Origin of the sequence: uncultured Holdemanella sp. (assembly GCF_958348295.1) — a bacterium.
Lineage (GTDB): Bacteria > Bacillota_I > Bacilli_A > Erysipelotrichales > Erysipelotrichaceae > Holdemanella.
The window spans coordinates 1-7,440 of record NZ_CATVYQ010000067.1; the positions used below are offsets into that span (position 1 = coordinate 1).

Here is a 7,440-nt window from a genome sequence, read left to right on the forward strand (position 1 = left end):
TCATTACATTTGATGGTGGAATCAATAATCCAGTAGGCGCAGTGGCAATATTGGCTGCAGCCGAGAAGTTAGGATCATATCCCTCATCTTTTTCAATTGGACCAATGATAGATCCCATAGCACTTGCGGCAGCAGTACCTGAACCTGAAATAGCTCCAAATAAAGCATTTGCCAAAATATTTGTCTGAGCTAAACCACCTGGTGTTCTTCCAGTAACAATTTTAGCTAAGTTGATCAAACGAATCGCAATACCACCTTTATTCATAATGTTTCCTGCAAGAATAAAGAATGGAATGGCCAACAAACTAAATACACTGATTCCTGAGAAAATTCTTTGTGCGCCTGTAACTACGGCTACATTTAAATCCATAACTGGTAAGATTGCACAAACACTACTAATTCCTAATGCTGCGGCAATGGGAACGCCTGCAATAAGCATAATCACTAACAATACTAAAATAATTAATCCTGATAAAACTGATAAACTCATGCTTATTCACCCTTTCCTTTCGCCAAATCAATAATATTCATAATGCCATAAATGACAATTAGAATGCCTGATAAAGGAATGATTGTATAGATCAATCCCATACTTACGCCTAATGACGCTGTGATTTGAGTCATTGTTAATTTCATGATAGAAATTCCACCATATACCATAACGACAAGGGCGAATAAAATAATTAATAATTCAATAACAATTTCCAATACTTTCTTTTTTTGTCCTGTTACTTTATCAGCCAAGAACCCCATACGCATGTGATCTCTTTTACCAAATACTAAAGCTGTTGAAAGCAAGGCCATCCATGTAAAACTGTAAGTTAATAATTCTTCAGATACTGTACTTGGATTATTAAAGAAGTAACGAACTACGATTTGATATGTACCTACGACTACCATTACGGCAAATACGAATACACATGCCCATCCAAGAATAGTGTTGATTGCGTTTCTTAATTTTTCCATATTATTCACCATCCTTGCCTTCATATTTTTTGTTTACTTTTTGAATATGATCATAAATAGGTTTTGCCTGTGTATTATCCTTTAAGATAGTTTCTTGAACACCCTTTACCTTCTTTTGGAAAGCTAAAACATCGACATCAATGAATTTAACACCCATTTGTTCTTGTGCTACCTCCTTAGCTTCTTTAACTTGCACATCCCATTGTTTACATTCTTCTTCATTTGATAATTCAGCCGCCTTATAGAATACTTTTCTTTCTTCTTTAGATAAACCATTCAAGAAACTCAAGTTTCCAATCAACAAGTCTGGAATCATCTGGTGCTTGTTGTAAGAGAAATATTTCGCAACTTCACCATGCTTGTTTGAAGTTAATGCTAATTCGTTATTTTCAGCACCATCAATGACACCTTGTTGAATAGCCGTATAAACTTCACCAAAACTCATTGGACTGGCTGCAGCACCAAATGCCTGACACATCGCAACACTTGCAGGGCTTTGTTGAACACGGATTTTTAATCCTTTCATATCTTCTGGTGAATCAATTTCTTTTTTCGCATAGAAGTTACGCGTTCCTGCATTATACCAAGTTAAAGCTCTAAAACCTTGTTCATCTGTACTTGAGAAGATCTTATTCATATAGTCCGTATCATTCATAACTTCATGATATGCATCTTCTGAAGTAAATAAGTATGGCATAGAGAAAATTTCATATACACTCGCAAATGTTTCTAGGTTTGCTGTACCAACAATTGTAAAATCAATAGCTCCTGTTTGCGTTAACTCGATAGCTTTTTGGGCAGCACCTAAAATTTCGTTAGGGAAAATTTGTACTTCATATTTATCCCCTAATTCTTGTTCAACGTATTCTTTAAATTTTAATAATCCCAGATACTCCGGGTGCGTTTCCGACTGCATTGTCGCAACACGAACGATACGCTTACCATTTGTAACTGAAGAACAACCTGTTGCACTTAGCATAAACACAAGACATATAAGCGCTCCAAGTACTTTTTTTATCAACTTCACAGTAATCCTCCTAATGTTTAGAACTGTGTTGTATTACGCTTAATAAATTTACATGGAATCTCCATTTTTTGTCGAACTGATTTTCCCGCAAGAACTTTAATAAGCGAATCAACCGCAATTTCACTTAACTCTTCTTCTTGTGAATCAATAGAACTCATTTCCGGATAGCAACAAACACATAGTTCTGAGTTGTTGAATCCAACGATATTGACATCTTCAGGAATTGACTTATTGATTTGATGCACATATTTAAGTGCACCAACAGCCATCGCATCATCACTGGCAATGACGGCATCAAAATCCAACTTTTTCTTTGCCAGTAAATCTCTTGCCTTCAATACGTTATTTGGCATAAACACCTTGTATTCTTCCTGCACCTTTAAACCATTATCAATCAGTGCATCTTGATATCCCTCTAATTTTTTCGTTGTGCTGTACGAATTGGCATCATACAAAAACACAATTTTCTTTCTTCCAACTTCGATTAGATTACATACAGTATCATAAACCGCTTTATAATTATCTGTTAAAACACAATATACACCTGGTACTCGAACGTAACCATTCATAAGTACGACAGGAACTTTTTGAGCAGCATCTTTAAGATATTGAATATCATTCTGTCCGCAGTCCCCTGCATAATGTGAACCAACTAATATCATCGCATCGATTCTTCGATCCAATAATATTTTTACAGCTTCTACTTTTCCTTCATAATCAAAGCCACTACACATCAAAATTGAGTCATATCCATACTTGCGTAAATTCTTTTCTAAATACGCAATTGCACTCGCCATGTAACGATCGGATACATCCGGACAAACAAGTCCAACCGTTTTAACCGAATTCAAACCTAATCCTCGGGCAAATACATTGGGTGTGTAATCATACTCATTCATAACGTCCCAGACTTTCTTTTTTGTCTTATCTGAGACTTTAGGACTATTATTGATTACACGCGATACTGTTGCAATGGATACGCCTGATAATTTGGCAATGTCATAAATGTTCATATTTGTTTCACTCCTCAACCCCATTTCTTTACATTGAGAATTGTAAGTACTTACATCACGTTTTTTATTGTAGTCGTTCACATTTCATAAGTCAAGTTCTTTTTGGAATCGTTTTCACGCTTGTATTTAAGGGGTTTATTCATCTTCTTCTCTATTTTACCAAAAAACAAGAGTGAAACATACTTATTTGTAAGTTTTTTAAATTTTCCTATTGATTTATTCAAAAAACAGGGTTATTCTGTGTAAGTACTTACATCAAACATTTGAACTATAGACAGGAGGTAGAAATGGTGCAAAAGTATATAAAAATTCATTCGGATGACTTGGTAGCTGTTGCACTATGTCCTTTAGAAAAAGGGACGGTATGTAATGTCGATGGACAAGAGGTTACACTTATTGAAGATATTGCCCAAGGACATAAATTTGCGTTGAAAGATATTAAAAAAGATCAACCTATTATTAAATATGGATATCCTATTGGTATCGCAAAGGAAGATATCGAGCAAGGAAGCTGGATTCATACACACAATATGAAAACTGGCTTAAATGATTTATTAACTTATTCTTATCATCGTAATGTGCAAGAACTAGAACCTAGTGAAAAACGAACATTCATGGGTTATCGCAGAAAGAACGGTAAAGTTGGTGTTCGTAATGAAATTTGGATCATCCCTACCGTTGGCTGCATGAACAATGTTGCCACGTCTATCGAAAGACAAGCCCAGAAATATGTAAAGGGTAATGTAGAAGCCATTTGTACGTTTACGCATCCATATGGATGTTCTCAAATGGGTGATGACCAAGAAAACACTCGTACAATTCTTGCCGATTTAATTCAACATCCCAATGCAGGTGGCGTATTAGTTCTAGGATTGGGTTGTGAAAATTCAAATATTGATGTTTTAAAGAACTATTTAAATGATTATGATCCAGAACGTGTAAAATTCTTGGTTGCCCAAGAACATGAAGATGAAATTCAAGATTCTCTAGATATCATCGCTGATTTAGCCGATGTTGTAAGTCAAGACAAAAGAGAAGAAATTGATGCGAGTGAATTGATCATTGGTATGAAGTGTGGTGGTTCAGATGGCTTATCTGGAATTAGTGCCAACCCTACAGTAGGAGGCTTTTCTGATTTATTGATTTCAAAAGGTGGAACAACCATCTTAACCGAAGTACCAGAAATGTTTGGTGCTGAAACTATTTTAATGAATCGTTGTGAAAACAAGGAATTATTTAATGAAACCGTGGATTTGATCAATAATTTTAAAGAATACTTTAAATCGCATAATCAAACGATTTATGAAAACCCTTCTCCAGGAAACAAAAAGGGTGGAATCTCAACTTTGGAAGACAAGTCTTTGGGTTGTACACAAAAGTCTGGTAAAGCTAAAGTCGTTGGTGTTTTACAATATGGACAATGTGTAAAGAACAAAGGCTTAAATTTATTAAGTGCTCCAGGCAATGATTTAGTTGCCGCAACCGCATTAGCTGCAAGTGGAGCTCATATCGTATTATTTACAACAGGAAGAGGCACTCCTTTTGCCAGTCCAGTACCTACAGTTAAGATTTCAAGTAACTCTAGATTGTATTCAAATAAGAAAAATTGGATTGATTTCAACTGTGGTGAATTAGTGGAAGGTGTAAGCTTAGATACTTTATCCAATGATTTATTTGAATATGTATTAAGTGTCGCAAGCGGCAAAAAAGTAAAAAGTGAAGAAGCCGGTTTCCATGACATGGCTATATTTAAACAGGGCGTTACTCTTTAACGGGAAAGGAACAATCATAACATGGAAAAATTAAGTTACAAAGCCCTAGAAAACGTAGGGTATGATGGTTATCTATTAAAAGATGCCAAAGAAAAAGTCCTTCAATTTGGTGAAGGAAACTTCTTAAGAGCATTCGTAGATTATTGGTTTGATTTGGCAAATGAAAAAGCAGATTGGAATGGTAAATGTTGTCTAGTTCAACCTATTGCTCCAGGTCTTGCCGAAATGATCAACGAACAAGATGGATTATACACATTGCACTTAAGAGGTAGTGTAAACGGAGAAAAAGTTGATGATAAAAGAATTATTTCAAGTGTCAGTCGTTGTTTAAATCCGTACCAAGAAGAAGGATTTAACGAAATGATGAAAGTTGCCGCAAGCGACGATCTAGAAATCATCGTTTCAAACACAACAGAAGCTGGAATCCACTATGATCCTTCATGTCAATTTGAAGATAAGCCAGCCGCAAGTTTTCCTGGTAAATTAACGCAAGTTTTATACCACCGCTACAAAAACAACAAACCAGGCATCTTGATGTTAGCTTGCGAGTTGATTGACAACAATGGTAAAGAATTATTAAAGTGCGTGAACCAATATATTGAACAATGGAATCTTGAAGAAGGATTCAAAAAATATGTCAATGAAGAATGCACATTCTGCGGTTCCTTAGTAGATCGTATCGTCCCAGGTCGTATCCGCGATCCACAAGAAGTAGCTTGTCTAGAAGAAGAAAATCACTATTCAGATCCATTAACTGATGTTGGCGAAGTATTCGGTTTATGGGTCATTGAAGGAGACGAAAAATTGAATGATGTATTACCATTCAAAAAAGCAGGTCTAATCGACAAAGTATTCGTAACTCCAGATATGTCACCATACAAAAAGAGAAAAGTACGTATCTTAAATGGTGCACACACTGGATTTGTACTAGGTGCATATTTAGCTGGTCAAAACATTGTTCGTGACTGTATGCATGATGATGTCATCAAAGGATTTATGAATAAGATGTTATATGATGAAGTCATCCCAACTCTTACTTTAGATAAAAACGACTTATTAAACTTTGCGAAAGCCGTATCCGATCGTTTCAATAACCCATTTGTTGATCATGAATTAATGAGCATTTCATTAAACTCAACATCTAAATGGAAAGCACGTGTTATGCCTAGTTTCTTAGGGTATATCGATGAATACCAAAAGCTTCCAAAATGCATCACAACAAGTTTTGCGTTCTACATTCAATTCTATAGAGGATATGAACTTACTGATGCCGGTTTAGTAGCGAAACGTCCTGCAGGAAATACTTACACAATCAGTGATGATCGTGACATTCTAGAATTCTACTATAACCACAAAGACGATTCTGTAAAAGATTTAGTTCATGCGGTATGTACAAACACTTCATTCTGGGGTCAAGACTTAACTCAAATTGCTGGTTTTGAAGAAGCAGTAGTTAAAACTTTAACTGAAATTGAAGAAAAAGGCACTTATGAAGTCATGAAAGAATGTTTATAAGAGGGGTTAATCAATGAATAAAGTATTAGAAGAAATTTCAAAGATTGGTATTTTACCAGTCGTTGTATTAGAAGAGACAAAAGACGCAAAACCATTGGCACAAGCTTTATGTGCTGGTGGTTTACCTTGTGCTGAAGTTACATTCAGAACAGCAGCTGCCAAGGAATCGATTGCCATCATGCGTAAAGAATTTCCTGAAATGTTAGTAGGAGCTGGAACTGTATTAACTGTTGAACAAGTAGATGAAGCATTAGAAGCTGGAGCTCAATTTATCATCAGTCCAGGCTTTGATGAAGATGTTGTAAAACATTGTATCGAAAAGAATGTACCTGTTACTCCAGGAACATGTACACCAAGTGATGTACAAAAATGTTACCGTTTAGGCTTGGATGTTGTTAAATTTTTCCCTGCTGAAGCAGCTGGTGGATTAAAAATGATCAAATCCATTGCCGCTCCATATACACAAATGAAATTCATTCCTACAGGTGGAATCAATGCGAACAATATGAAAGACTACTTAGAATATGATCGTATCTTAGCTATTGGTGGTAGCTGGATGGTTAAAGGTGATTTAATCAAGAATGGTGAATTTGATAAGGTAGAAGCTATGACTAAAGAGGCTGTAGCTAAACTTAAGGAGGTTCGCTAATTATGAAACAAAAAGTAGTCACTTTTGGAGAGATTATGTTGCGTTTAGCACCCGAAGGATATTATCGCTTTGTACAAGCCGATACTTTTGGTGCAACTTATGGTGGTGGAGAAGCCAATGTTGCGGTTTCTTTAGCTAACTATGGTTTTGATGCAAAATACGTAACTCGTCTTCCAAATCATGAAATTGGCCAATGTGCCATCAATTCATTACGCAAATATGGTGTAGATACATCTTATATTGCTCGTGGTGGAGACCGTATCGGTATCTACTACTTAGAAAAAGGGGCTAGCCAACGTCCTAGTAAAGTTATCTATGATCGTGCAGGCTCTAGTATCTATACAGCTACAAGTGCGGATTTTAACTGGGATGAAATCTTTAAAGACTGTGCTTGGTTCCATATTACAGGGATTACACCAGCTTTATGTGACAATGTAGCAGAACTTACAATACTTCAAAGCACTTCTTACTGTATCCTCAACATATTTAGATACAGCT

General features: G+C 35.9%; 8 protein-coding genes. 4 read left to right on the forward strand and 4 right to left on the reverse strand.

Annotation, left to right across the window (positions count from 1 at the left end; translation table 11 throughout):
* The 4 genes from Q3907_RS09905 to Q3907_RS09920 all read right to left on the reverse strand — a co-directional run.
* The coding region (locus tag Q3907_RS09905; protein WP_301898158.1) for a TRAP transporter large permease subunit at positions 1-490 on the reverse strand (490 nt) is incomplete at its 3' end.
* A gap of 2 nt (positions 491-492) precedes the next feature.
* Positions 493-966: a TRAP transporter small permease gene (locus Q3907_RS09910; protein ID WP_301898159.1), complete on the reverse strand. Its 474-nt coding sequence runs from the start codon at positions 964-966 to the stop codon at positions 493-495.
* A 1-nt stretch (position 967) separates the two neighbouring features.
* Positions 968-1,993 carry a TRAP transporter substrate-binding protein gene (locus tag Q3907_RS09915; protein WP_301898160.1) on the reverse strand — a complete coding sequence of 342 codons (1,026 nt, stop codon included), beginning with the start codon at positions 1,991-1,993 and terminating at the stop codon, positions 968-970.
* A 17-nt stretch (positions 1,994-2,010) separates the two neighbouring features.
* Positions 2,011-3,006, reverse strand: a complete 996-nt coding sequence (locus tag Q3907_RS09920; protein ID WP_301898161.1) for a LacI family DNA-binding transcriptional regulator — start codon at positions 3,004-3,006, stop codon at positions 2,011-2,013.
* Positions 3,007-3,293: 287 nt separating this feature from the next.
* Here Q3907_RS09920 and Q3907_RS09925 point away from each other — a divergent pair, with 287 nt between their 5' ends.
* The 4 genes from Q3907_RS09925 to Q3907_RS09940 all read left to right on the forward strand — a co-directional run.
* On the forward strand, positions 3,294-4,778 hold the full coding sequence (locus Q3907_RS09925; RefSeq protein WP_301898162.1) for a UxaA family hydrolase: 1,485 nt from the start codon (positions 3,294-3,296) through the stop codon (positions 4,776-4,778).
* A 21-nt stretch (positions 4,779-4,799) separates the two neighbouring features.
* Positions 4,800-6,293, forward strand: coding sequence for a tagaturonate reductase (locus Q3907_RS09930; RefSeq protein WP_301898163.1), 1,494 nt, complete (start codon positions 4,800-4,802; stop codon positions 6,291-6,293).
* Positions 6,294-6,306: 13 nt separating this feature from the next.
* Positions 6,307-6,942 carry a bifunctional 4-hydroxy-2-oxoglutarate aldolase/2-dehydro-3-deoxy-phosphogluconate aldolase gene (locus Q3907_RS09935; protein ID WP_301898164.1) on the forward strand — a complete coding sequence of 212 codons (636 nt, stop codon included), beginning with the start codon at positions 6,307-6,309 and terminating at the stop codon, positions 6,940-6,942.
* 2 nt (positions 6,943-6,944) lie between these two features.
* Positions 6,945-7,440, forward strand: a 496-nt coding sequence (locus Q3907_RS09940) for a sugar kinase (RefSeq protein WP_301898165.1), incomplete at its 3' end; no start/stop codon positions are given.